Raw genomic sequence first — 24,491 nt, forward strand, 5'->3', positions numbered from 1 at the left:
CCATCTCTTTTAAACAAGAAAAATATGTATCCGGAAAAAACTACAAAAATTCGCTGGGGCAGGCCGACGTGGCTTGCCTTGATCCTTTGCGTGTTCGGCTTCAATCTAGGCGCTCGGGAGATGCCTGTCGATTTGGTGAACCCGTTTATCGATTCGCACAAGTCGCGCTGGTTCTTCTTCAATTCAGCGAGCCGGCCCTTTGGTATGGTAAACTTGAGTCCGGATACGGATACGGATAGTACTTGGAATTCTGGATACTTGTACGACAGCGAAACGATTCGCTGCTTCAGCCACGTGCATGCTTGGCAGTTGGCCGGCATCGCGGTGATGCCGACCACGGGCGCCTTCAAGGGGCATCGAGGGATGGATGCTTACCAGTCCCGTTTTAGCCACGAAGGCGAGATAGCCAGGCCCGGCTACCACAAGGTTTTTCTCGACGACTACGAGGTGACCGCGGAACTGACCTCGTCCACGCGGGTTGGTTTTCACCGCTATACCTTCCCGGAAGGGAAAGCGCGTACTATCATTTTCGATACGGGAGCGAAACTCGCCCATGGCCCGACTGTATCCTCGCAGGTCTGGAAGGTGAGCGACACGGAGATAGCGGGCGTGCAAGTGCTCGAGAAGACGAGACGTCGCCCCAAGGACACGCCGGTCTATTTCGTGGCGCGGACGAATCAGGCCTTTGTCGAACTGAAGACTTGGAAGAACAAGAGATTGCAAACGGGCGACCAGGATCGGGTTAAGGGCGTGGACGCTGGAGCGGCCCTGGTCTTCGATCCCGAGGGGGAGCGAGAGGTCCTGCTCAAGGTGGGTATTTCCTACGTTAGCGCGCAGCAAGCGCGAAAGAACCTCGAAGCCGAGATCGACCACTGGGATTTCGATCGCGTGGCGAGCGAATCGGAGGACGAGTGGAATGGCTTGCTTAGCCGCATCGAAATCAAGGGCGGGTCGAAAAAGCAGCAGGTAAAGTTCTATACGGATCTGTGGCGGGCCCTGCTCGGTCGCCGAATCATTAGCGACGTAGACGGCAAGTACATGGATATGACAGGCGACGAACCGCGCGTGCGGACCGTTCGTTTGGACGATGCAGGCCAGCCTCTTTATCCGCATTACAATTTCGACGCCTGGTGGGGAAGCCACTGGTCGCTCAATATTCTCTGGTCCTTAGCGTATCCAGAAATCATCGACGGATTCTGCAATACGATGGTCGACATGTACCAAAATGGCGGTTTGTTGCCGCGGGGTCCTTCCGGCGGCAACTACACCTTCGTGATGATCGGCGACCCGTCCGCCCTGTTTTTCGCCAACGCCTACCACAAGGGTATTCGCGACTACGATGTCGAAAAGGCATACGAAGGGCTGCGCAAGAACGCCTTCGTGGGAGGATCCCGCGACCATGCGGGCTACGAGCACGAGAGCCCGGCCTACGGCGGCGGCATGCAGTACTACGAGAGCCAAGGTTGGGTGCCGGAAGGAATCGAAGGGGGTGGCATCCACAAGGATGGAGCGGCCATGACCTTGGAATATGCTTTCGAGGACTTTGCCTTGGGGCAGTTCGCCAAGGCGCTGGGTAAGGAGGAGGACTACCGTTTGTTCAATCGACGGGCCCTAAACTACAAGAACCTCTGGAATCCGGAAACGCGCATGATGCACCCGCGTGAGATCGACGGGAGCTGGATCGAGGATTTCGAGATCGTATCCAACGAGTTTAATACGCGGGGATTTTGCGAGGCCAATTCCGCGATCTACACGAACTTCGTTCCCCAGGACATGGGCGGACTGATCGAACTTTTCGGAGGAGAGGACGAATACAACGCGTTTCTGAACAAGTGCTTCGTGGAAGGAGAGAAAAACGATTTCGTCGGCGGGCACAAGAAGCACGGCTCCAGCTGGGTCGACTACGGCAACCAGCCCGGGACTGGGATGGCCCACTTGTTCAATTATTCCGGAGCGCCTTGGCTGACCCAGAAATGGGTTCGGAAGGTGAAGGAAGTCTATGGGGACATCACTCCCTACGACGGCTACAAGGGGGACGAGGATCAAGGGCAGATGGGAGCCTTGGGAGTGCTCATGGCGATCGGGCTTTTCCAAGTGGATGGCGGCACCTCCGTTAATCCCTATTACGAGATTACCAGCCCCATCTTCGACGAAATTAAGATCACGCTCAACCCTGACTACTACTCAGGAGAGTCCTTCGTGATCGCTACGGAAAACAATGATCCAGAAAATAAATACATCCAATCAGCTAGGCTGAATGGCGAAGTCTTTGAAAACTGCTGGTTCTATCATGCGGATTTTGAGAAAGGAGGGCGCCTAGAGATTGATTTAGGAGAAACGCCCAACTACGAATGGGGCGTAAAAGAAGCTCCGCCTTCGAAATACCTCTCTCCCAGCAACCCCTAAATATCCCCCCTCTACCTTGAAAAACAAAAATCAAATCCTTTGGGCCTTTACCGCGTCGCTTGCCGGCTTCCTTTTTGGCTTCGATACGGTTGTCATTTCCGGCGCGAACCTACCGATCAAGGAACTCTGGAACACGAGTCCTTGGTTCCACGGGACCTTCATCATGTCCATGGCCTTATGGGGCACGGTGGCGGGGTCGCTGCTGGGTGGAATCCCGAGCCAAAAGCTGGGGCGTAAGAACACGCTGATCTGGATCGGCGCCCTGTACTTCGTATCCGCGATCGGTTCGGCGCTGGCTCCGGATCCTTATACCTTTTCCTTCTTCCGGTTTATAGGTGGCTTGGGAGTTGGGGCGTCGACAGTGGCGGGACCGATGTATATTTCCGAAATCTCCACTCCGCAGAGCCGTGGCAAGCTGGTCGCTTTGTATCAGTTCAATATTGTATTCGGAATCCTTATCGCCTTCTGCTCGAACTTCCTGCTGAAGGGGGTCGGCGGAGCCAACGATTGGCGCTGGATGCTCGGGATCGAAGGACTGCCTGCGGCGATCTACTTTGTAGCGGTCATGTTCGTGCCTAAGAGCCCTCGCTGGTTGATTACGGTAAAGAAGGACGAAGCAGGCGCTCGAGCCGTCATGGAAAAGATGGGAGTGGCCGATATCGAAGGGGAGCTGAAGGCAATCGAAGATGCGGAAAAGAGCATTCAGCCGACGGACCGTTTCTTCACGAAGTATCGCAAGCCGGTAATCCTCGCCTTCCTGGTGGCATTCTTCAACCAGCTTTCGGGAATCAACTTCGTATTGTACTACGCTCCGGAAATCCTGGAGCTGTCCGGACTGGCGTCGCGGGATTCCTTGTTCAGCTCCATTGCGATTGGCGGGATCAACTTGGCGTTCACTTTCGTCGGCATCTACCTGATCGACCGCTTGGGAAGAAGGCAGCTGCTCATCATTGGCTCGATTGGATACATCGTCAGCTTGCTGATGATCGCCCTGTCGTTCTACGCAGGGCTCGGTTCGGGCATTTTGTTGGTATCCATTTTGGCATTCATCTCTTCCCATGCAGTTGGGCAAGGAGCCGTGATCTGGGTATTCATCGCTGAGATCTTTCCTAACCACGTACGAGCGGCAGGCACGGCTTGGGGCACGGGCACGCACTGGGTGTTCGCGGCCTTGATTACCTTGCTTGGGCCAGTGGTCATCGGGGTCTTCAAGGAAAATCCTTGGCCGATCTTCGTCATCTTCGCCGGCATGATGGTGCTGCAGCTGCTCTTCGCCCTGTTTATGATGATCGAGACGAAGGGTGTCTCGCTGGAGGAAATCCAGAAGAAGCTGAAGATTTAGGCAGAGTATAGGAAGAATTGGAAAGATCCGCTTCGGTTCTCCGGAGCGGAATGGAGTTACACCTGCAGGCTCAGGCTAGGCCTTGCTCGGGACTGCGTCCCGCGAGGCTAGTTAGCGAGGAAAATGCTTAACCGAATCCGCATGAGAAATATATTCCCGAAATCGATCGCGATATCCGTATCGCTTGTTGGAATTGCCGTGTTCGCCTTCGTCCTGCCTTCGCAGGGGGCGAGCGTTAAGAGCAGGGGGCCGCTCCTGAACGAGCCGGAGCGGGAGGAGGCCTTTATGGATTGGGGGCTGGGGATGTTTGTGCATTGGTCGCACGATTCGCAGCTGGGTTCAGTCATTAGCCACTCGATGGTAGGCGCCTCCGAGAAGTATTTGCGGCGTTATATCGAAGACTTGCCGCGGACCTTCAACCCGGAGGACTACGATCCAGACGAGTGGATGGAAATCGCCAAGCTCGCCGGGGTGAAGTACATGGTGCTTACCACCAAGCACCACAACGGCTTTTGTATGTGGGATACCGATACGACGGATTTCGGAATCATGAATACGCCTTACGGCAAGGATATCGTGAAGGATTATGTAGACGCTTGTCGCCGCCACGGGATGAAGGTCGGCTTTTATTTTTCGCCGGAGGACTTCATTTTCCTGCATCGCATGGGAGAGACCGTAAGGCGTGTGGGTACCAGCGGCCGCGAGAAGGAAGCGCTCTTGGACTACAATAAAAGACAGCTCGACGAGCTTTTTGGGAGCTACGGCCCTATCGACGTGATTTTCTTCGACGGGGGAGAAATGGAGGCCCTTACCCAGTACATTCACGAAAAGCAGCCCGATTGCATCGTGACGCGAGGGGAGATGGAAACGCCTGAGCAGAAGCTTCCGACGGAGCCCTTGCCCGGGCCCTGGGAGTCCTGCTTTACCCTTGGCACGCAGTGGCAGTTCAAGCCGACCAACGAGGACTACAAGTCGGGCACCCAGCTCATCAACATGCTGATCGAAACGCGGGCCAAGGGCGGGAACCTCCTGCTCAACGTCGGTCCGGAACCGTCGGGGAAAATTCCCTTCGAGCAAGAGCGGGCCTTTCGCGAGCTGGCATTGTGGATGTTCGTCAACGACGAAGCCATCCATGTTGTTCGCCCCTGTCCCGTGACGGGAGAGGAAGGGATTTGGTACACGCAGTCCAAGGACGGGAAGTCGGTCTACGCCTTTATCTCCAAGTTTTCCGGGCCGGAGGATCGCTGGGAATACGGGCAGCGTAAAAAGATCCTCCTGAAGCGACTGAAAGCGACGCCGGAAACGAAGATCTCGGTGCTGGGCCAGAACGACCGCGTGCTGGAGTATCGGGAAGAGGTGGACCCGCAGTCCCGCTTTAAGCAGACACCGCGCGGATTGGAGATTTCGGTCATGCGGGCGCAACGCATCTACAACAACAAGCGCTGGCCCAACACCGTGGTCGTGAAGCTCGAAAACGTCGAGTTCGCGGCCGCGGGGAATTGATTGTCGCCAAGGGAAACTACCCTAATGCGCTTCGCCTTGTAGCGCCTCGCTTTTTCGGGGGAGAGGAGGAAGCGGATGTCTCGCTTTTTCGGGGGGCGATTGCGGTAAAAACCGTATCCTACACAATTGTGCAGGATGACGGATCGGCTGCTTTCAGCGATAATGAAAATGGATCTAACGATTCGACCCTACGAACTAAGATACCCCGTTGCAACAAACCCCATGTTTGCGCCTTTGGCGTTGGGGCCTGCTAGGGTTTCTTCCCCCAAGAACCTAGATCAAAAAACAATGTTCAAAGATAGCAAAACATGTGACTCGCAAAGGATGCTCTATCCTTTACTCGCCGTCTTCGCTGCCGCCCCTTTCGCTGCGTTTGCGCAGGATACGGCTGAAGCCGACGAAGACATCTTCGAGTTGAGCCCCTTCGAAGTGGTCGCCGACCAGGACGAAGGCTACCGAGCGGCTAATACCCTTTCGGGCAGCCGCTTGAATTCCGCGCTCAAGGACGTGCCTTCAGTCGTCGACGTTTCGACCAAGGAGCTGCTGGACGATTTGGCGGTGACCAACTTCCAGGAGCTGATGGAGTATCAAGGGAATACGCAGGTGCATGACTTCGAGGATACGGGGGCGACGAATTCGGGAACCTTCAATAGCTCCATGCCGAACGAGCGCATGACCTACCGATCCCGTGGTTTCGTTGGAGGCAACACGCGCGACTTCATTCCCTGGAATTCGCCAGACGACTATTACAACATCAACCGCATCGACTTTTCCAAGGGGCCAAACGGAGTCCTTTTCGGTCTAGGCTCCACAGGCGGTACGGCCAACGCGACCTCTAAGCGGGCGGTAACCCACCGCGATTTCGTAAACCTCGAGCTGCAGTACGGAAGCTGGGACCACAAGCGCGGCACGGTCGACTTCAACAAGTCGATCGTCGACGATCGCTTCGGTCTGCGGGTGAACTTGGTCGAACAGGATTCCGGCGGCTACCGCAACTTTTCCTTCCGCGACGTAAGCCGCCAAGCCCTTTCCGGAACCTGGAAGATCGCCAAGCGCACCACCTTTCGGGCGAACTACGAGCAAGGGGAGCAGAAAGTCTCCAGCCATCGCCCCTTCGGTCCGAGCGACCAGTTTTCTGAGTGGATCGGGGAAGGCGGCGTAGCTCCTACCTATGCGGGCAATGGCCGAGCCAACAACAACACCGGAAGCGGAATTCAGACGCGCGGTGGCAACACGGCTTGGGTCGTGATGGATGGCGGCAATACTCACAATCTTGTTTATTCGCCCCGTTCTACCGTTTACAACGACGCCAGAAACGCTGACCCGTACCGCCACAACTTCGCCGGCCGTTTCTTGACGCCCGACGTCGAAACCTTCGGCGAGTATGCCATTTCCGACAAGGTCGCTTTCGAAGGGCCTGACTCCTGGAACGAGGCGGAATGGGACCAGAAGTTGCTCACCTTGGAGCACGGCTTCTCGGAAAAGCTCAACATGGAGCTCACCTACTACCAGGAGGACATGACCACCTACGGACAAAACCCGGGCGGAAGCCAGGTTTATGTCGACCTCGTGGAGCACTACGGCAACCCGCTGACCTGGAACCCGTACCAAAGCGCGAACCTGCTACCGGACGGTGAAAACAGCCACTACGGCGACTTCTACATGGAGAACACGTGGCGCACCAACGAGAACTTTCGCGACCTGGAAGGCTACCGCGCTACCGTTTCTTACGATCTCGACCTCGAGGAAAAGTTTGACGGCAAGCTTGGCCAGTTCCTCGGTCGCCACCGTCTCGCAGCCATGGGTGAAAGCCGCGAAGAGTTCCTCGAGCGTCTCAATACTTTCGAGGTGCTCTCGAGCGATTCGGTAATCGCATTGGAGTCTATGGTAGAGAGCGACTCGAATCCAGACAACGATCCGAGCTTGTCGAATCCGGTAGGAGGTGGTCCGAGCTACCTTAACAACAACGCGGAACATACCCGCAACCGCATTATCCGCAGGAACTACGTCAGCTTTGGCGACTGGGATGATTTCCATACTGGCCGCTTCCCGAGCGACATGAGCGTTTCCGTACCGATGCTGGATGGCAGCGTGCAGGAGTTGAGCACCACATTCGTGCCGACCGGACAAAATGCTATCAGCAGCGATATCGTGAAGGACGACGCGTGGATGGTCGCTTCCCAGAGCTTCTTCTTCAACAATCGTTTGGTGACCACAGTCGGCTACCGCAACGACGACGTGAGTATCGACCGTGCCCAGTCCATCCGCGACACTCTCGCGAACACAGGCGTGGTTGACTACGATGGCGACGGCCAGACCGGCGAGTGGGTGCTTCGCAAGGACGACGAGTTCCGCAGCCAGTCCGACGTGCACGGCGTTACCCGTTCCTTCGGAGCGGTTTTCCATGCCACGGAACACGTGAGCGTTTTCGTCAACCAATCCAGCGGCCGCAGGCTGCCAGCTGTCGGCCAGCAGATCGCTCCTTTCGGCGACTTGGCTCCGGGCGAAGCGGGCGAGTCGATCGACTACGGAATCACTTTCGACCTGTTTGATCGCAAGGTTACAGGCCGCATCAATCGCTTCGATTCCACCGGCGAAAACGTATTCATCTGGAACAACGCCGGTGCCAATGGTTCGGCCACTCGCATCATGGACGGCTTGATCGCCAACGGCGCGGATATCAGCGCGGAGGAGTACGACCTGCACACGCCGACCTTCAATGGAAGCCTTGGCGACGTAGCGACCGAAGGTTACGAAATGCGCTTGGTAGGAAACCCGACCAAGAATCTGCGCTTCGTATTCAATTATACATACAGCCGCAGAAATTGGGACAACGTCATGGTCAACACCTACGACTGGATGGTTGACGAATCCGCCTACTACGCGGAGAAGCTGGCATCCATCGGCATGGATATGGACTCCGATTTGGGAACCAGCTACAACGTGGACGGCATCGCCAGAACGTCCGCGAACGACTTGGTCAACGTGGTGCTCGGTCGCGTAATCCGCGGACAGTTCCAAAAGGCAGTCGGCTTCGGCGAGCGTCCTCACAAGGTTAACTTGACCGGCAACTATTCGATCAAGGACGGGCGTTTCAAGGGCTTGTCGTTCGGCGGCGGTTTCCGTTGGCAGGACGAGAACATCGCTGACGCGGTCATCGAGTTCGACGACCTCAATAACAACTACAACTTGGATAACAACGAGACTGCGGCCATGCTGGCGGATGGACGTTACCCAACGCTCAAGGAAGTTCTCTACGGGGAGGATACGCTCATGACCGACCTCTTCTTGAAGTACCGTTTCAAGAACAGCTGGTTTGGCGACGGTGTGGATACGGACTTGCAGTTGAACGTGAAGAACGTATTCAACAATACGGACGTCCTGACCACGGGCTACATCAACTCCTTCGAAGGCGTGCAGCAGTACCGCTTCCAGGAGCCGCGTAGCTACCGCGTGACGATGCGCATGAAATTCTAGGAATTGTTTATAGATCGTTACTGTTAGAACATGCCCAGCACGCGAGTGCTGGGCTTTTATAAAGGCGAATAGATTGAATCGAATGAATGGTATAAAACGAATCGTTAAGGCGCTTGCATTTGTAGCGGCGCTTCTGGGTCCTGGCGTCTTCGCGAAGCCGCAGCAGGCTCCCAATATTGTCTACATCTTGGCGGACGATTTGGGATACGGCGACTTGAGCGTGTTTGGACAAAAGCACTTCCAGACGCCGCAAGTGGATCGCCTCGCGGCGGAGGGCATGGTTTTAACCCAGCACTACTCCGGCAGTACGGTTTGCGCCCCGTCGCGCTCCTGTCTGATGACGGGACTTCATACGGGCCACACGCCCATTCGCGGCAACTTCGAGATCCAGCCCGAGGGGCAATTGCCTTTGCCCGCGGATACGCAGACCCTTTCGCGACTGTTGAGCGAAGCTGGTTACGTGACCGGAGCCTTTGGCAAGTGGGGGCTGGGCTATCCGGACTCCGAGGGCGATCCCATGAAGCATTTCGACCGCTTCTATGGCTTCAATTGCCAGCGTCTCGGTCACCACTACTATCCTTACCACCTTTGGGACGACGAAGAAAAAGTGATGCTGGAGGAGAACGAAGGTACGAAGAAGGGGCTCTACGCTCCCGAGCTCATCCACCAGCAGTCGCTGAAGTTCATCGAGGACAACAAGGACCGTCCCTTCTTCTGCTATATTCCGACAATCATTCCCCATGCCGAGTTGGCGGCCCCGGAGGAGGTGATGGAGAAGTATCGCGGCGCCATTGAAGAAGGAAAACCCTTCAAGGGGCTCGACGAAGGGCCGGAGCTAAGGCTTGGACGCTACCAAAGCCAAGAAGAGCCCCACGCCGCTTTTGCTGCGATGGTGGACATCTTCGACCGCCAGGTAGGTGAAGTGGTCGCTAAGCTGGAAGAGCTTGGAATTGCCGAGAACACCTTGGTCATCGTGACCTCCGACAACGGGCCGCATCAGGAAGGCGGCGCCGATCCGGAGTTTTTCGACAGCAATGGCGAGTTCCGCGGCTTCAAGCGGGACTTGTACGAAGGCGGGATTCGCGTACCGACGATCGCCTACTGGCCAGGCTCGATCGCGGCGGGTTCCCGCTCCGACCACATTTCCGCGTTTTGGGATATCATGCCAACGGTCGCTGAATTGGCTGGAATCGAAATCGATACGCCGATCGACGGCATCTCCATGGTTCCGACCTTGCTCGGTAAGCCTGAACAGCAAGAGGAGCATGAATACCTGTATTGGGAGTTTCATGACAAAGGAGGTCGTCAGGCCGTGCGGATGGGGAACTGGAAAGCGGTTCGTTACGAGGTCCTCAAGAATCCAGACGGTCCGCTGCAGCTTTTCGACCTGTCTTCGGACCCTAGCGAATCGGTGGACCTCGCCCGCTTCTATCCGGAGGTCGTTTCTCGCATGGAGCAGATCCTCAAGGAAGCTCGCACCCATAACGAGAACTTCACCTTCAACCTTCGCCAGTTTAAGGGCGAGTGAAGGGGGCGGTAAGGGTCCGCTCTAATTAGACAGTTAACGGATTTACGTCCCGAGAGGCAGCTTGCCTTTCGGGACATTTTTTGAGCTCAAATGAAGCCTTGTCTTATTCCTCTGGATACGGCGGCGGCTTGGGAGTGAACGTCGAACTTCTTGTAGATGTTGCGCAGGTGGAAGCTGACAGTGTGGGCGGAGATGCCGAGATCGTAGGCGATCTCCTTGTTGCAGAGGCCTTGGCTGATGAGGTTCAGGACTTCCGTCTCTTGGGGCGAAAGAGGATTGTGCTTCGACTTTTCGTTGCGGACGCGATCGAGAATGAGGCTCGCCACTTGGCTGTCCAGGGCGGCTCCGCTGCTCAGGACGTCGCGGATACCCTTGTCAATTTCCTCGGTGGAAGCGTGCTTGAGCAGGTAGCCGGCGGCTCCGGCGTCGATGGCTTTGAGGACCTTTTCCTCGTCGTCGAAAACGGTGAGCACGATGACTCTGACGTCGGGCGCCTTGCTGGCCAGCTCGCGGATGCCGTCCAGCCCGTTCATGCCGGGCAGGCCGATGTCCATGAGGATCACTTGAGGCCAGGAGGATTCAGCCTCGAGGGTCGCGAATAGGTCGTCGCACTTGGAGAAGGCGTGGGGGCAGCTCAGACCCTTGCGTTCGTTGAGCAGGGCGTGCAGCTGCTCGCGGTAGGACGCGTCGTCCTCGACCATCCAGACGGTGATCTTGTTGGGTGCTTCGTTCTCTGTGGAGGTAGTCATTTCTTTCTCAGGTTGGAGATTGGGATTCTGAGCTCGAGGCGGGTGCCTTTTCCGCTCTGTGAGGAAATTTGCAGGTCGCCACCCATCAACTTGGCGCGAGTGCGCATGGTGGACAAGCCCCAGCCCTTGTGGTTCGGGTCTTGCTCGGAGATTCCGACTCCGTCGTCTTCGAGCTGGAGCAGCAAGGTGTTGTTCCGGCCTCGGCGAAAGGTGATTTCCAGGTGGCTGGCCTGGGCGTGCTTCACGAAATTGTGCAGGGCTTCCTTGAAGAGGAGCATGATGTTTCGCTTGTGCACGATGCTGACTATCAGGTCCGGCAGCGATTCTTCCATTTGGCAGATGACCCGGTCCTTCCCGAGGATGAAGAAGGCCCGTTCCTTGATCATGCTGCCGAGATCCTTCAGGGAGATGGAATCCTGCTTGGTGAGCCAGACTGCTTCGCGCAGGGCCACAGCCGCTTCCTTGGCGAGCAGGCGCAGGTCTTGGGTGACCTTGTCGACTGCCGGCGAATGGGAGTGGTTGCGCAGACGCTCCATGCCGAGGCTGAAGGCCCCGATGCTGCTGCCGACGTCGTCGTGCAGGTCGCTGGAAATTTGGTTGCGGATCTGTACCAGCTCGCGGCTGCGCGACAAGCGGGAGCGGACGTAGAGGACGAGGGCCCAGGTGACTGCGAACAACAGGACGAGAATCAGGCTGCTGTTGATCCGGCGTTCGCGCGTGAAGGTGGCTTCGTGCAGGGCGGCTTCGGATTGGCGAAGTCGCTTTTCGAGCTGGTGACGTTCGACGAGGCCGTGCAGCCAGACTTCCGGATGGAGGATTTCTCGGTTCGATGCGTAATTGTCGACAAGCAGCGACGGGTCGAGGCCCTGTTGTGTAATTCCGGATACGGATACGGATTTGTTTTTGGAAACGTTGAGTCCGGAGCGAAGGATGGCGATCTCGCCCATGGCGAATATGCGGGAGGGTCCGTGTACGGGAAGTTCGCCAAAGGTCACGCGCACGTAGCGGGCGCCGGGAGAGAAGAGGGGAACGCTGAAAAAGATGTCTCCGAGCACGATGGAGCGGGTTTCGTCCCACGAGTTGATGATTTCCTTATAGATGGCGGGCTCGGCGGAAAAGTCGGAGTCTTCGAAGGCTTCGACCACGATGCTGCCGGGGTAGCCGAAATGCGGGAGTGAGATTTCCCAGGGAGGACGCGCGGGGAAGAACTCGATGCGGCCGATGGGAGTGGGTTCGTGCAGGTCGATGGTCACTTGGATCTGCGGTTCGATTTCCTCCTGTAGTGGAATAACCGCTACATAGTCCGTGTCGGCCTTGGTCTTGGGGCCGAGCGACATGTTGTAGGGGGTCATCCGATCGTAGAGGTAGTAGGGGCTCCAGGTCGCCCGAGATTCGAAGGAGTCGCTGGTGAAGACCTTGGAGTAGGGGGCGATATTGACCGTAGTATTGAAATCGCCGTCCGAGAAGATGTACACTTCGCCCAGGGCGAAGTATTCCCAGCCGTCCTTCTCGACTCCACGGTCGACCACGATGCGAACCGCTTGGGCGGTCGTATCGATGTTGGAGATCAGAAGCGGAATGAGCTGGGTTTCCGCGTAGTCCTGCTGGGAGTAGTCGTAGGTCCTGAGGGGCTTTTCTTCTGGATCTCCTAGGATTTCGACGCGGAATCGCTTGGGGAAGCCGTAGGCGACATCCGGGCTGTAGCGCGGATTGGACGCGGGCATAATTGCAATGGTGCGTATCCGTTTCGCGGTGTCCTTTTGCAGGAGGAAGGTGATAGACTTGTTCAGTGGCTTTCCAGTGGGATCGGCAGGAGTAATGGCGCTGTGGTAGCCGAGGTAGCCGTTCATGCTTTTCAGCTCCTTGGGAGGAAGTTGTTGGAGCTGGTTTTGGATGCCCAGAATTTGCTGCTTCAGTTCGCTGATCCGGGACGAGAGAAAGAGCTCGTCCGCCTTCAACTCTTGCAGTGGCGACGGGATCAGGAAGAGGCTGAACGCGACTGCCAAGGTGAGCTTTTGGTAGAGTCGAAAGAGGGGCGGAATGGGAAGGCGGGACGGGGACATTATAATAATAAGGATGAAAGACCTGGAACAGCGACCTGGGAGCTCAATGATTACCGCATGCTGGATCTTTCGGGGCCAGTCGATTTTTCGCGACCGGCAGGGAGTAGGTTCGAGGGGCTAGATTGCCAGAGAGCGGGTTTCCAAGGCGATGCTAGCCTGAGTTTCGGCGCCTACACGATCGTGTAGGCCCTCACGGTAGTTTCGCCGATAAGGCCATTTTTTACTGGCATTATTCCCAGACCTCCGCAGCTTGATAATTATCAGTTTACAGTGTAAACAATCGCTTCCTTCGCATGTGGGCAAGTGTGTTTACACTATTGAGCAGTTTTAGTTCTTGGCGGGTCCCCAGCGGCTTTGTCGAGAGCCTACCCTTAGAAACTACCCCCCGAAAAATGGAAGACCAGAGACCCTCCCTGCGCGACATCGCGCGTCGCTTGAACGTTTCCCACGCCACCGTTTCGATGGCATTGCGGAACAACCCTAGAATCTCCGAAAAACGTCGGATCGAGGTAAGGCGGGTCGCCGAGGAGATCGGCTACCGCCCGGACCCGATGCTCTCGTCGCTGGTGGCCTACCGCCAGCGGAAGCAAGAGAAGCCGGTCGTATCGACGATCGCTTGGGTGAACCGTTGGCCCGACCCGCGCCAGCTGCGCCGCTACAGCGAGTTCGACGAGTACTGGAAGGGAGCTGAAAAGGCGGCGGAAGAGCTTGGCTACAAGCTGGAAGAGTTCGTGGTGAACGAGGAGCTGCGCGGCCACCGTCTCAACGACATTTTGCAGGCTCGCGGCATCCAGGGAATCATGATTCCACCGCACGCTTCCAACGATACTTGGCATGACCTCGGGATTGAGTGGGACAAGTTTAGCGTGGTGCGCTTCGGCTTTTCGATCGCCGACATCAGGGCCCACATGATCGGTTGCGACCAGATGCGCAGCGCGGAGCTGGCGGTCAGCAAGATCAGCGAAGCGGGGTACCGCTCGATCGGATTTATTACGAACAAGCCTTTCGACACTAAGACCGGCGGCAACTTCCGCATGGGCTTCCTGCGAGCCACCGAAATGACGCCGGGGCTGAGGGCGATTGCTCCCCTTGTATTGGATAATCCAGTACCGGTTGAAGGCGGAACGAAGGAGATTGGGGCAAAGGTCGCCGCTTGGATCGAGGAGAACGAGGTCGATGCGATTTTCACTTCCGAGATCGGCCTTGCAGTTACGCTTAAGAAGCAGGGGATTCGCATTCCGGAGGACATTCCGGTTGCTTCGTCCAGCGTGACGGAGCGCTTCGGAATCGACGCTGGCATCGACCAGAACCCATTCGAGATCGGGCGGGTAGCGGTGCATGTTTTGGTGGGGCACTTGAACCGAAACGACAGAGGCGAACCGGATCATTGCCGACGCGTCTTGGTTGAGGCGAATTGGGTGCCGGGCTCCAGCCTTCCCGTCAAGGCGGAAGCGGCGAGCAAGGCTTAGCAGAGCGACAGCTACGCTAAACTAGGCGAGGGCGCTCGAGAAAGAGACGCCGTTCGCCTCGGCTAGACCGTTCTCTTGGAAACCCACTTGGCCAAGGTATGCTTGAGCTGGGTGAAGGAAACCGGTTTGGAGAGGTAGTCGTTCATGCCTGCTTCGTAGCACCGTTCCTTGTCTTCAGGCGTTACGTGGGCGGTCATGGCTACGATGGGGACCAAGGCGTTGTCCTTGCCGAGCTTGCGTATTTTCCGGCTGGCGGCGAAGCCATCCATCTTGGGCATGCTGATGTCGAGCAAGATGAAGTCGAACTCCTGTTCGCTGGCTGCGGCGACGGCTTCGAGTCCGTTTTGCGCCGGGGTGACTTGGTGACCGAGGCTGGAGAGCAAGGAGTCCATAAGCTCTCTGTTGACCGGTTCGTCTTCCACCAGCAGGACGCGCACTCCCGTATCCAGGCAGAAGGATCCAACGTTTTCGTCCAGATCGTTCCCTTGCGGCGAGTAGCTGCAGAGCTTTACGGGGATGACGGCGCCGAAGGAGCTGCCTTTGCCGGGGTCGCTCTTGCAGACGATTTCGGAGCCCATGGCGTTGACGATGCGTTGGCAAATGGCGAGTCCAAGTCCCATGCCGCCGTATTCACGCGTCCATGACCCGTCGATTTGGGAAAAGGGCTTGAAGAGCTTTTTCCGGTCCGCGGGGTCGATCCCGATCCCGGTGTCGCTGACTTCCAAGTGGAGCTCCGCTTTCCTCGTTCCTTTGCGGATGAGCTCGGTCTTGATGCGAACGGAGCCTTGGTGGGTGAACTTGATTGCGTTGTTGGCCAGGTTGAGGATGACCTGCCTGAGCCGTCCTTCGTCGATGGATACGTTGAAGTTTTGACCTTCTCCCAGCCAGTCCTCGGAGGTTTCGACGCTGAGCTCGATGCCCTTTGCGTTCGCTTGGGGCCGGAGCATGTTCGCTACGCCTTCGCAAAGGCTAGGAATGTGAACGCTTTCGTTCTTCAGGAGAAGGGTTCCGCTCTCGATGCGGCTGAAGTCCAGGATGTCTTCGATGAGGCGCAGGAGCTGCGAGGCGGATTGGCGGATAAGCGAAAGCTCGCGGGCGTGGGGACCGTGCGGCAGATCCCGTTGGATTTTTTCGACGTATCCAATAATTGGATTTAGCGGAGTGCGGAGCTCGTGGCTCGTAGTCGCCAGGAATTCGTTCTTGGCGACGGAAGCCGCTTTGGCTGCTTCGATCGCTTCCTGCAGGGCGAAATTTTGGATACGAAGGTCCTTGGTGCGCTGCTCGACGATGGCCTCCAAGTTGGAGTTGATTTCCCGCAGGGAGCGATCGCGGTCGGATATGGTTTGCAGCATCGAGTTGAAGCTGTCGACGAGGGAGCCGACTTCGTCGTTGTAGCGCTTGACCGCTCGCTTCGAAAAGTCTTCGGAGTCTTGGACCTGCATTGCGATGTCGTCCAGTTCCTTGATGGGAGCTGCCACCAGCCTTTGCATGCGCGAAGCGAGGAAAACGGAGATCAGCATTCCGCCTACGAGCAATAGGGCGCTTGCGGTGATGCTTCGATAGACGGAATTCATGAAGGGCCGCGTGTCGGCTTCGATGACGAGCTGGCCGATCTTTTCGCCATTGAGTTCGATGGGATGGGTGATGAGCAGCGAGTCATCGTTCCAGATGGGAGTGGAGGACTCGGTGTACTCCAAGCTTGGACGGGCGACGCCCGATGAATAGTAGGCGAAGGGGGTGCGGTTGATGTCGAAGAGGGTCGCTTGCAGGATTCCTGGCTCGTGCTTGAGCGAATGCAGGTGCTCGATGGCGGTGGAGCTATCCTCGAAGCGAATCGCTGCCTCGTTGTTGCTCGCTATGATTTCGGAAAGGGTTTTGAGGGAGCTGAGCCGCGCTGCTTTGAACTCTTTCCAATCTAGGTAAACGGCGATGGAGCAAAGCGAGGTCAGGGTGACGAACGAGGTGAGGGCGCAGATCGCGACGATCTTGGTAGAGATGTGCCATTTGAAGGCGAAGCGCTTGATCTTCTCGATTGCGTTCATCATTTATTTGGCTCCAGGGCGAGTTCCAGCAGCTTCGAGCTGATGACCACACCGCATGCTTTGGTGTTCTCGTTGGCAATATAGAAGCGCAGTCGATTCCGCCTGACAACGAATTCGACGCAGCCGCCCGCTTCCACGAAGCCATCCCGTGAACTGATGCTCAGGATCCGGTGACGGACGCATTTTTCTAGGATCTCCTTCCAATGCTTTCGGTTTCCCCCGCCGACGTACACGATATCCAGGCCTTCAAACGAATCGCGATGGGTGAGTTCCAATACTTGGATACGCGGCTTGCTGCTCCGCGTTTGGGCGCGTCGGGCCAGGTAGTTGGCGACTTCGGGGGCTCCGATCACACCGATGGTGATCCGTTCGTAGTTTTCCTCGTCTTGCCAGCGCACGAAGTCGGCGAAGCCCTCTATCCAGTTAGCGGTTGAGGAGTCGATTTGAAGGGTTTGACCGTAGGTGCTTGGCCCAGACACGAGTAGAGTCAGCAGAAGGGCGGCGAGGGGCGCCAGGAGCTTGTAGTTGCGGTGCAGCATGCTGTCAGTCCTTGCCTAATAGTGGGCGCTGATTTCCAGGTACACTTCCCGTTTAACCTCGGTCCAATGTCCGAAGAAGTCCTTGAGTCGGGCTTCTTGGGTCGTGGGGTTCAGGAGGTTACGGCCTACGAGCGAGAGTTTGAGGGACTCTGTTTTTTGCCAAGTTAGACGAGCGTCTAGTTGAAAGATTGCGGGTTGCTGCCCTTTCGCGAAATCGTAGCTGCTGGTGTAGCGGAATCCTGTATCCAGATTCCAATCATCGGCGATTTCCGAGGAGAGGTTCAGGCTCGCCATGTGGTCAGGCGTGCTGTTGTCGAACTCGCCGATCGAGAAAGCGATGAAGTCCTCCTGGAACGCGTTTTCCGGATCGATGAGGGATTGGAAGCTGTCCTTCTTGAACGAGTAGTTCAAGCGGGCTCGGTGCCTCTGGTTTAGCTCCCAGTCGAGGGAAGCCTCGAATCCATAGGCGTCTCCCATGAGCAGGTTGTCGTAGGCTCCGTTGATTTTGACGTACGGAGTAGGGGTGGTGAGGACGAGGCTGTTGTCCACGCCCACGCGGGCGATCAGTTCGTCGTATTCGTAGACGAAGGCGTTGAGGGTAAAGCTGCCTTTATCGTCGGCGAATAGGGTTCGATAGCCCGCTTCGAAGGAATCCATCACCTCCGCGTCCAGAAGTTCGGTGGATACGGCGTCGGCGAGGCTGTGTTCCAGGACGAGGGTTCCGTCGGGCGTGGGAATGGAGATCGGTTGGTCCAGGGCCTTGCCGCTGCGGAGGCTCTCGATGACGCTGAGTGAGACGGGGGGATTTCTGTTCGCTTGCGAATAGGAAAGCCAGAGCCGACTGGATTCGTCGATTTCGAAGATGAGGCTGGCGTTGGGCGAGACCGTCGTATCGTCCGAACGATCGTCGTAGCGAAAATCGACGCCCCAGGAGAGGCTTAGCTTTTCGGGGTAGATCGCCCAATTGTCCTGGAATCCTGAATACGCTGTGTAACTGTCGAGCAGACGGTTGGTGAAGTCGGAAGCCAAGGTGGAGGAGGTGTGCTCCTCGTCGTAGGCGGCGCCCAGGTTGAAGCTTACCGTATGGAAATCGCCCCATTGCTGCTTGCCGCGAGCTTCCAGGCCTGCGGTCCAGATTCCGAAAGCCGCGTAGGCGGCGTCGAGGTCGGAATAGCCGAACCAGCTGCGCACCGAGTAGGAACTGTCGTTGGAGACGTTGCGCGTCCATTTGAGCTGGGTGTTAGCCCCTGCGAGCCGTTCTGCGTCCGCCGTGAAGTTGAGTGAACCAGTGTCGAAATTGGCTAGATCGTAGGCGTAGCCGAGGTCGGAGTAGAACGCTTCCCCGGAGATGCTGAGGAGATCGTGGGAGGTGGCCCGGTGGTCGAGCCGGAATCCGGCCCGGGCAGTGTCCCAATCGTTTTCGTAGGGAAAGCGGGTCAGGCTGGAGTCGCGTTGGTTTGCCTTGGCGTAGACGCGGGCGGAAGTCTTGTCGTCGATGGCCCAGCCGATGCGGGCGGCCATGCCTCGGTTTTCCGTGCCTAGGTTTACCCGCAGCAGGCTGCCTTCGGTTTCGAAGGCGGTCTTCATGCGCACGTTCACGAGTCCGTTCACGGCGTTGTTGTCCCAAGTGCCGCCCCCCGGGCCGTAGGCGACTTCCACCGAAGCCACGTCCTCCATGAGGAGGTCGTGCTGGCTGCCAAAGAGCCCTGCGAAAATGGAGGCGTAGACGTTTTGCTCGTCCACGGTGAAAAGGGCTCGATTGAAGAAGCGCGAGTTGACGCCGCGGATGCCCATGCCCCAGATGCCGTTGCTCGGACGGACGATATGGACGCCCGGCGCGTAGCGAAGCATTTCGGGAATGGAGTCCACCGGCAGTTTGGCGATGTCCTCCTCGTCGAAGACGAAGGAACCCGTGGGAGCGTTGAAGATTTGGGATTCCAGCCGGGAGGAAATGATGACCGGCGCGTTGGCGAGCTCGTCCAGGGAAACGGGAAGCGAGCTCGATTCGGCGAGGTCCTCCTGGGCTTGTAAGGCGGTACCAGTCAGCAATGAAAGCCCGACGAAACCTTGCGTAAGGCGCCGTAACGGGGGTCTAAGAGTACTAAACTGAAAAGCCATGGGTAACTTGCGGCGAATGCTTACAGAGACGCCCTCAGACGCAACGCCTTTTTGAGGCCCCTAGGCCTCACCCTTATAACGGTAAAAACCGGCATAGTCCTAGTGTTTACCCTAGTCTTAGGCGCAGTCTGACGCGAGCTATAGCTAGACTAAATCGCAGGGCCTATCCCTTAAGATCCGGTTGTGCATTGGAGAAAGAAGAGCGATCTTCCAGCCCTCTCGTTCGAGAGCGTACCCCTTCCAAATCCTCGTTTACGTTTCTATGTCCGATAAGCCGTTAATCTCTCACATCTTCACAGCAGATCCCTCCGCTCACGTTTTCGAGGGCAAGATCTACATCTACCCGTCCCACGATCGCGAGACGGACCAGCCGACCAATGACAATGGCGACCAGTACGACATGGTGGACTACCACGTCTTCTCCATGGACTCGATCGACGGCGAGGTGACCGACCACGGGGTAGCTCTCGACATGAAGGACGTGCCTTGGGTGGACAAGCAGATGTGGGCTCCGGATGCGGCCTGCAAGAATGGCAAGTATTACCTGTACTTCCCCGCCCGGGCTGCCGACGGGATCTTTCGCATCGGGGTCGCGGTGGGCGACCGTCCAGAAGGGCCCTTCGTAGCGGAGCCGGAACCGATCAAGGGCAGCTTCAGCATCGATCCGGCGACCTTCGTGGACGACGACGGCGAAGCCTACCTGTACTTCGGCGGCATTTGGGGCGGCCAGCTGCAGAATTGGCAAGGCGACGACTTCGATCCGGACGGCAAGGAACCGGAAGGGGACGAGCCCGCCTTGCTGCCGGTCGTGGGCAAGCTGCGGGAAGACATGAAGGAGTTCGCAGAAACGCCGCGGCGCATCGAGATCGTGGACGAAAACGGCGACCTGCTCAAAGGCAGCGACCACGATCGTCGCTTTTTCGAAGCGGCTTGGATGCACAAGTACCAAGGTCGCTACTACTTTTCCTACTCTACGGGCGACACCCACTACCTGTGCTACGCGGTGGGAGACAATCCGTATGGACCTTTCACCTACGGCGGGCGAATCCTGGAGCCGGTTCTAGGCTGGACGACCCATCACTCGATCGTCGAGTTCGAGGGGCGCTGGTACCTCTTCCATCACGACTGCGAAATTTCCAAGGGGGTAAACCACCTTCGCAACGTCAAGGTGAAGGAGATCTTCTACGACGAGGACGGAAAGATCCTCCCCGTGGCTCGGGACTAAAGCCTCAGCTCGTTTTAATCGCCTGCGTTGTCGAGTCTTTCGGCAACGCATTTTTTTTTTGATCTTTTTCCTAAAGATTCGCGACGCACGGCCGTATAGGTAAGGCATCCTAATGGAGATTTAGGCCCGCATCCCTAATGCGGCTTAGCTCCGACAAGCGTCCAAGCCCCACGATGGCACGCATGTAGCGGGAGATTAGATAAGCGCACTCAGTTTTTGGATACCAAGTCGCTTTCCAATCCATAACCCAGATTACACATGCCTAAAAAAGTATTATCTTCCATCGTTTGCATCCTTCTCTTTCTCGGGGCCTCGCTGGCTCAAGCTGACAACGGTCAACGGGAAACGCCTGAGCAAGCCCTCAAGGCCATCGTCGAGCTCTACAAGAAGAACGACTGGGAACACCTGGTGAAGGAGCGTTGCCTAGACGCCCGCCACGCCCAGTCGGAGGCGGCCGTGCAAGAGCTCGTCGATAGCCTGAGCTCCCAGTTTTCCGATGCAGAAACCCTGCAGGCTCTGGTCTTTTCCTACGAGGCTGCCCTGGCCGCTAAGCCGGAAATCGAATCGGAGGGCACCGTTGCCATCTTCGCTAGCGATTACGGCTCGGTAAGACTTTCTAAGATGGATAACGGCATTTGGGGGCTTCGCTTCTAAGCGCCAGTTGTTTGTTCTTCGGGATATCGTAAATCTAGTTTGTTTGATCTGAACAGCCTCCGGGGGTGGTAGCCCGGAGGCTTTTTTGCGTCTATTTTGCGCCTATTTCGCCACGGGGAGGGCCTAGGGGAGCGTCGTCGAGGAGGTAAGGGCGGCCGTTCATCTCGCCATTGACTTTGCAGGTTAGTTTCTTTGCCTCGGCCAGCCTCTCCGAATGAAAGTTGTCCTCGCCGAAAAACCCTCCGTTGCCCGAGATATCGCCAAGCATCTAAATGCAGGCCAGAGACACGACGGCTACCTGGCGGGCGGGGAGTGGGCTGTGACTTGGGCCTTCGGGCATCTCGTCGAGCTGAAGGAGCCGGAGGAGTACCGTCCGGAGTGGAAGTCCTGGAAGAAGAGCCTGCTGCCCATCATCCCGGAACGCTTCGAATTGCGGGCCCGGGGCGACGATGGAGCTAAGAAGCAGCTGGAGACGGTGAAGAAGCTGTTCACCGAAGCGGAAGAGATCATCTGCGCGACGGACGCGGGCCGGGAAGGGGAGCTCATCTTTCGCTATATCCTCGAATGGGCGGGCTGTACCGGGAAGCCGATCAAGCGGCTGTGGATTAGCTCCTTGACCAGTTCCGCGATCAGCAAGGGTTTCGCTGCCCTCAAGGACGGGAAGGAGTTCGATACCTTGCACGACGCGGCTCGCTGTCGCAGCGAGGCGGACTGGATCGTCGGCATGAATGCGACCCGGTATTTCACTGTTGAATACGGGAAACGCAACCTGCTGCTCAGTCTCGGTCGCGTGCAAACGCCTATCCTGGCGATGATCGTTGGGCGCGACACGGAAATCGAGGGCTTCAAGTCGGAAGACTTCTGGGAAGTGCACACCGAGTGCCGCGAAACGAAGTTTCGTCACACCGGTGGTAAGATAACCGAGGAGGAAAAGGCTAAGGCCCTGCTCGCAAAAGTCGACGGTCAGCCCTTGGTGGTCAGCGACGTTCAGCAAAAGGACGAGCGCACCAATCCGCCCTTGCTCTTCGATTTGACGGAATTGCAGCGAGAGATGAATCGCCGCTACGGATTTACCGCTGACCAAACCCTGCGAATCGCCCAGAACCTCTACGAGCAGAAGCATATCACCTATCCGAGAACGGATAGCCGCTACCTTTCAACTGACCTGGAACCGACGATTGGCCCCTTGCTCAAGCGCTTGGCGAACTCCAAGCCGAAAGAACTGGAGCCTCTGGATCTGGACAACCTTCCTTTCAGCAAGCGCATCGTCGACGATAGCAAGGTTTCCGATCACCATGCCATCATTCCCACCGAAGACCTGCCTCGCAACCTAAACGAGGACGAAGCCCGCGTGTACGACGCCATTCTCGTGCGCTTGATCGCTGTCTTTTATCCGCCCTGTATCAAGGCTGTCACTACGGTCGAGGCCAAGGCGGCGGAAGAGACGTTTCGGGCCAAGGGCACGGTTCTGCTCGATGCCGGTTGGCAAGCCCTTTACCCGCAGGCGGAGAAAAAGCCCGCCAAGGGCAAGAAGAAGAAAGGCGCTGCGGAAGAGCCTGCGGTGATGCCGAACTTCCAAGTGGGCGAAAGCAATCCCCACCAGCCCAGTATTGAAAAGTTCAAGACGAATCCTCCCAAGCGCTTCACGGAGGCTACCTTGCTGTCGCTCATGGAAACCGCCGGTAAGATCGTCGACGACGAAGAGTTGAAGGAGGCGCTCAAGGACAAAGGAGTCGGCACCCCCGCCACGCGGGCTTCCATCATCGAAGTGCTGATCCAGCGCAAGTACGTCGAGCGCAAGAAGAAGAACCTCATCAGTACCGATAGCGGCCGCCACCTGATTTCGTTGATCCAGGACGAGCGCCTGAAGTCGCCCGAATTGACGGGCGATTGGGAGTTTCGTTTGAAAAAGGTGGAGCGCGGCGAGCAGGATGCGGCCTCCTTCATGTCGGACGTGGTTGAATACACGAAGGAAATCTTGGCCAACGATGCGGGCAAAACCATCGATCTCCGAAACTTGGGTCCCTGCCCGAAGTGTAGGGCCCCGGTCATGCGTGGAAAAACTGGATACGGCTGTTCCAGCTGGCGGGACGGCTGCAAGTTCGTAATCAAGGACGGCGAGTACGGCATGAGCTTCCAGCCGGCCATGATGCGGGAGCTGCTCTACAACGGCCGCACCTTGGAGCCGCATCCGATCGTGGACAAGGGGAAGAAGCTCTTGGGCTTCCTTGCTTTGGGACGGGGCGGCAAGCTCAAGTTCGAACAAGTCGAGACCAGCCAAGACACGGGAGGGCAGGAGAAGTTTGGCGACTGTCCGATCTGCAAGAGCCCGATCGTGGAAGGAAGCAAGGGCTACGGCTGCTGCAACTGGAAGAACGGCTGTCGCTTCATCATCTGGAAGCAGGTTGCCCAACGCCCCCTCTCCGCCGAAGAGGCGAGGACTTTGCTCGAGAAAGGAGTCACCGATACCTTGGACGGCTTCAAGTCGAAGGCCGGCAAGGAATTCAGCGCCAAACTCAAGATCCAGGGCGATAAGGTGCAGTTCGACTTCAGCTAGTCATCGGTTCGCTCTATAGAGAGAATGAACTGCCGTTCAATTGCTGTTGGTAAAACCGCAAGTATATCTAAAGTCCTAGCTATTCCCTTTGAATCGAAGCCAGCCCCATTCGGTTTCATTCGTTGATTTCCCCGGCTGGGTATTTCGAGGCAAAGCGGAAACGCTTTCACGAGATTTTACTTTTTGGGAACCTGTCTGGTTTGGGGTTCCCAGATGCTACCGCTAGTCGAGGGGTAGCGGTTTTCGGGGTCGACAGCCGCTATCCCTCTTCAATTTCCCGCTTGCGGAAAACGAAGAACTTCTGGCCGACGAAATTCCAGCAGGCCCAGACGAAGGTAGCCGCCAGGAAGGCCGGCGTCGAGGCTCCGGGATGGGAGGCCGCGTAGTCGTGCACGAGGCTGTTGATCACCCAGCCGGTCAGGTAGAGCAGGCCGAAGCGAAGTGGTTCGCTGGCGCTGAAGCCTCTGTTCTTGAAGGTGAAGTGCTTGTGAGCGAAGTAGCCCCAAGCGAAGATGCAGACGAAGCTCAGGCGCTTGGCCCAGGAACTGTCGAGGACGGTGAAATGGCTCAAGGTGCTGTACACTCCGTAGTCGATAGACAGGGAGATGCCGCTTACCATGAGGAAGCGGATGGCTTGTAAGGCTGTATTGCGCGATTCGTCCATTGAGCTGGGGTTCTGGATCCAGAAAAGGCGTGATAAGTGAGGGGGCAGGCAGGATGCAAAGGTTTTTTGGAAGCGAGCCTCGCTTGTAACCGCTCCGCTGCATTCGTCGCAGTTTGACAAAAAGCGCTCAGCCTCCATCTACTCGCCTGCTAATC

At 57.0% G+C, this 24,491-nt stretch carries 15 protein-coding genes; 9 read left to right on the forward strand and 6 right to left on the reverse strand.

Going from position 1 to position 24,491, the window contains the following annotated elements:
- The first annotated feature begins 24 nt into the window (after positions 1 to 24).
- The 5 genes from QEH57_RS13170 to QEH57_RS13190 all read left to right on the forward strand — a co-directional run bounded on the left by QEH57_RS13170 (position 25) and on the right by QEH57_RS13190 (position 10,256).
- Positions 25 to 2,406, forward strand: a complete 2,382-nt coding sequence (locus QEH57_RS13170; protein ID WP_309007212.1) for a GH92 family glycosyl hydrolase — start codon at positions 25 to 27, stop codon at positions 2,404 to 2,406.
- A gap of 16 nt (positions 2,407 to 2,422) precedes the next feature.
- Positions 2,423 to 3,748, forward strand: a complete 1,326-nt coding sequence (locus tag QEH57_RS13175; protein WP_309007213.1) for a sugar porter family MFS transporter — start codon at positions 2,423 to 2,425, stop codon at positions 3,746 to 3,748.
- Positions 3,749 to 3,889: 141 nt separating this feature from the next.
- Entirely contained in the window at positions 3,890 to 5,251 is a 1,362-nt protein-coding gene (locus QEH57_RS13180; protein WP_309007214.1) for an alpha-L-fucosidase, read from the forward strand.
- Positions 5,252 to 5,575: 324 nt separating this feature from the next.
- Positions 5,576 to 8,728, forward strand: coding sequence for a TonB-dependent receptor plug domain-containing protein (locus QEH57_RS13185; RefSeq protein ID WP_309007215.1), 3,153 nt, complete (start codon positions 5,576 to 5,578; stop codon positions 8,726 to 8,728).
- Positions 8,729 to 8,810: 82 nt separating this feature from the next.
- Positions 8,811 to 10,256, forward strand: coding sequence for an arylsulfatase (locus QEH57_RS13190; RefSeq protein WP_309007216.1), 1,446 nt, complete (start codon positions 8,811 to 8,813; stop codon positions 10,254 to 10,256).
- Between the two features lie 86 nt (positions 10,257 to 10,342).
- Here the strand turns inward: QEH57_RS13190 and QEH57_RS13195 are convergent, their stop codons facing one another.
- Both QEH57_RS13195 and QEH57_RS13200 read right to left on the reverse strand, forming a co-directional pair.
- Positions 10,343 to 11,005 carry a response regulator transcription factor gene (locus QEH57_RS13195; RefSeq protein WP_309007217.1) on the reverse strand — a complete coding sequence of 221 codons (663 nt, stop codon included), beginning with the start codon at positions 11,003 to 11,005 and terminating at the stop codon, positions 10,343 to 10,345.
- The gene (locus QEH57_RS13200) at positions 11,002 to 13,068 is read right to left on the reverse strand and encodes an ATP-binding protein (RefSeq protein WP_309007218.1); all 2,067 of its coding nucleotides are present in this window, start codon (positions 13,066 to 13,068) and stop codon (positions 11,002 to 11,004) included. The genes QEH57_RS13195 and QEH57_RS13200 overlap by 4 nt, the downstream gene beginning before the upstream one ends.
- A 392-nt stretch (positions 13,069 to 13,460) precedes the next feature.
- Here QEH57_RS13200 and QEH57_RS13205 point away from each other — a divergent pair, with 392 nt between their 5' ends.
- Positions 13,461 to 14,537, forward strand: coding sequence for a LacI family DNA-binding transcriptional regulator (locus QEH57_RS13205; RefSeq protein WP_309007219.1), 1,077 nt, complete (start codon positions 13,461 to 13,463; stop codon positions 14,535 to 14,537).
- A 62-nt stretch (positions 14,538 to 14,599) separates the two neighbouring features.
- Here the strand turns inward: QEH57_RS13205 and QEH57_RS13210 are convergent, their stop codons facing one another.
- Genes QEH57_RS13210 through QEH57_RS13220 form a run of 3 tightly spaced genes read right to left on the reverse strand, consistent with a single transcriptional unit; the run spans position 14,600 to position 19,167 of the window.
- Complete coding sequence (locus QEH57_RS13210) at positions 14,600 to 16,582, reverse strand: response regulator (protein WP_309007220.1); 1,983 nt, start codon at positions 16,580 to 16,582, stop codon at positions 14,600 to 14,602.
- Positions 16,579 to 17,118, reverse strand: a complete 540-nt coding sequence (locus QEH57_RS13215; RefSeq protein WP_309007221.1) for a YfiR family protein — start codon at positions 17,116 to 17,118, stop codon at positions 16,579 to 16,581. Before QEH57_RS13215 ends, QEH57_RS13210 begins: the two co-directional genes overlap by 4 nt.
- A 15-nt stretch (positions 17,119 to 17,133) precedes the next feature.
- Positions 17,134 to 19,167, reverse strand: a complete 2,034-nt coding sequence (locus QEH57_RS13220) for a TonB-dependent receptor (RefSeq protein ID WP_309007222.1) — start codon at positions 19,165 to 19,167, stop codon at positions 17,134 to 17,136.
- A gap of 331 nt (positions 19,168 to 19,498) precedes the next feature.
- Between QEH57_RS13220 and QEH57_RS13225 the strand changes: the two genes are divergently transcribed.
- The 3 genes from QEH57_RS13225 to QEH57_RS13235 all read left to right on the forward strand — a co-directional run bounded on the left by QEH57_RS13225 (position 19,499) and on the right by QEH57_RS13235 (position 23,672).
- Positions 19,499 to 20,461 carry a glycoside hydrolase family 43 protein gene (locus QEH57_RS13225; RefSeq protein WP_309007223.1) on the forward strand — a complete coding sequence of 321 codons (963 nt, stop codon included), beginning with the start codon at positions 19,499 to 19,501 and terminating at the stop codon, positions 20,459 to 20,461.
- Between the two features lie 258 nt (positions 20,462 to 20,719).
- Positions 20,720 to 21,115 carry a hypothetical protein gene (locus tag QEH57_RS13230; protein WP_309007224.1) on the forward strand — a complete coding sequence of 132 codons (396 nt, stop codon included), beginning with the start codon at positions 20,720 to 20,722 and terminating at the stop codon, positions 21,113 to 21,115.
- A gap of 214 nt (positions 21,116 to 21,329) precedes the next feature.
- Positions 21,330 to 23,672: a DNA topoisomerase 3 gene (locus QEH57_RS13235; RefSeq protein ID WP_309007225.1), complete on the forward strand. Its 2,343-nt coding sequence runs from the start codon at positions 21,330 to 21,332 to the stop codon at positions 23,670 to 23,672.
- Positions 23,673 to 23,931: 259 nt separating this feature from the next.
- Here the strand turns inward: QEH57_RS13235 and QEH57_RS13240 are convergent, their stop codons facing one another.
- Positions 23,932 to 24,336: a GtrA family protein gene (locus tag QEH57_RS13240; protein WP_309007226.1), complete on the reverse strand. Its 405-nt coding sequence runs from the start codon at positions 24,334 to 24,336 to the stop codon at positions 23,932 to 23,934.
- Positions 24,337 to 24,491: the final 155 nt, after the last annotated feature.

This window comes from Pelagicoccus sp. SDUM812005, from assembly GCF_031127875.1.
Taxonomy (GTDB): domain Bacteria; phylum Verrucomicrobiota; class Verrucomicrobiia; order Opitutales; family Opitutaceae; genus Pelagicoccus.

Excerpts from the sequence above, each read along its gene's own strand:
- QEH57_RS13215 (WP_309007221.1), bottom strand. The coding sequence starts at position 17,118 with ATGCTGCACCGCAACTACAAGCTCCTGGCGCCCCTCGCCGCCCTTCTG.
- QEH57_RS13185 (WP_309007215.1), top strand. The coding sequence starts at position 5,576 with ATGCTCTATCCTTTACTCGCCGTCTTCGCTGCCGCCCCTTTCGCTGCG.
- QEH57_RS13170 (WP_309007212.1), top strand. The coding sequence starts at position 25 with ATGTATCCGGAAAAAACTACAAAAATTCGCTGGGGCAGGCCGACGTGG.
- QEH57_RS13205 (WP_309007219.1), top strand. The coding sequence starts at position 13,461 with ATGGAAGACCAGAGACCCTCCCTGCGCGACATCGCGCGTCGCTTGAAC.
- QEH57_RS13180 (WP_309007214.1), top strand. The coding sequence starts at position 3,890 with ATGAGAAATATATTCCCGAAATCGATCGCGATATCCGTATCGCTTGTT.
- QEH57_RS13230 (WP_309007224.1), top strand. The coding sequence starts at position 20,720 with ATGCCTAAAAAAGTATTATCTTCCATCGTTTGCATCCTTCTCTTTCTC.
- QEH57_RS13240 (WP_309007226.1), bottom strand. The coding sequence starts at position 24,336 with ATGGACGAATCGCGCAATACAGCCTTACAAGCCATCCGCTTCCTCATG.
- QEH57_RS13225 (WP_309007223.1), top strand. The coding sequence starts at position 19,499 with ATGTCCGATAAGCCGTTAATCTCTCACATCTTCACAGCAGATCCCTCC.
- QEH57_RS13200 (WP_309007218.1), bottom strand. The coding sequence starts at position 13,068 with ATGTCCCCGTCCCGCCTTCCCATTCCGCCCCTCTTTCGACTCTACCAA.
- QEH57_RS13210 (WP_309007220.1), bottom strand. The coding sequence starts at position 16,582 with ATGATGAACGCAATCGAGAAGATCAAGCGCTTCGCCTTCAAATGGCAC.
- QEH57_RS13235 (WP_309007225.1), top strand. The coding sequence starts at position 21,330 with ATGAAAGTTGTCCTCGCCGAAAAACCCTCCGTTGCCCGAGATATCGCC.
- QEH57_RS13195 (WP_309007217.1), bottom strand. The coding sequence starts at position 11,005 with ATGACTACCTCCACAGAGAACGAAGCACCCAACAAGATCACCGTCTGG.
- QEH57_RS13190 (WP_309007216.1), top strand. The coding sequence starts at position 8,811 with ATGAATGGTATAAAACGAATCGTTAAGGCGCTTGCATTTGTAGCGGCG.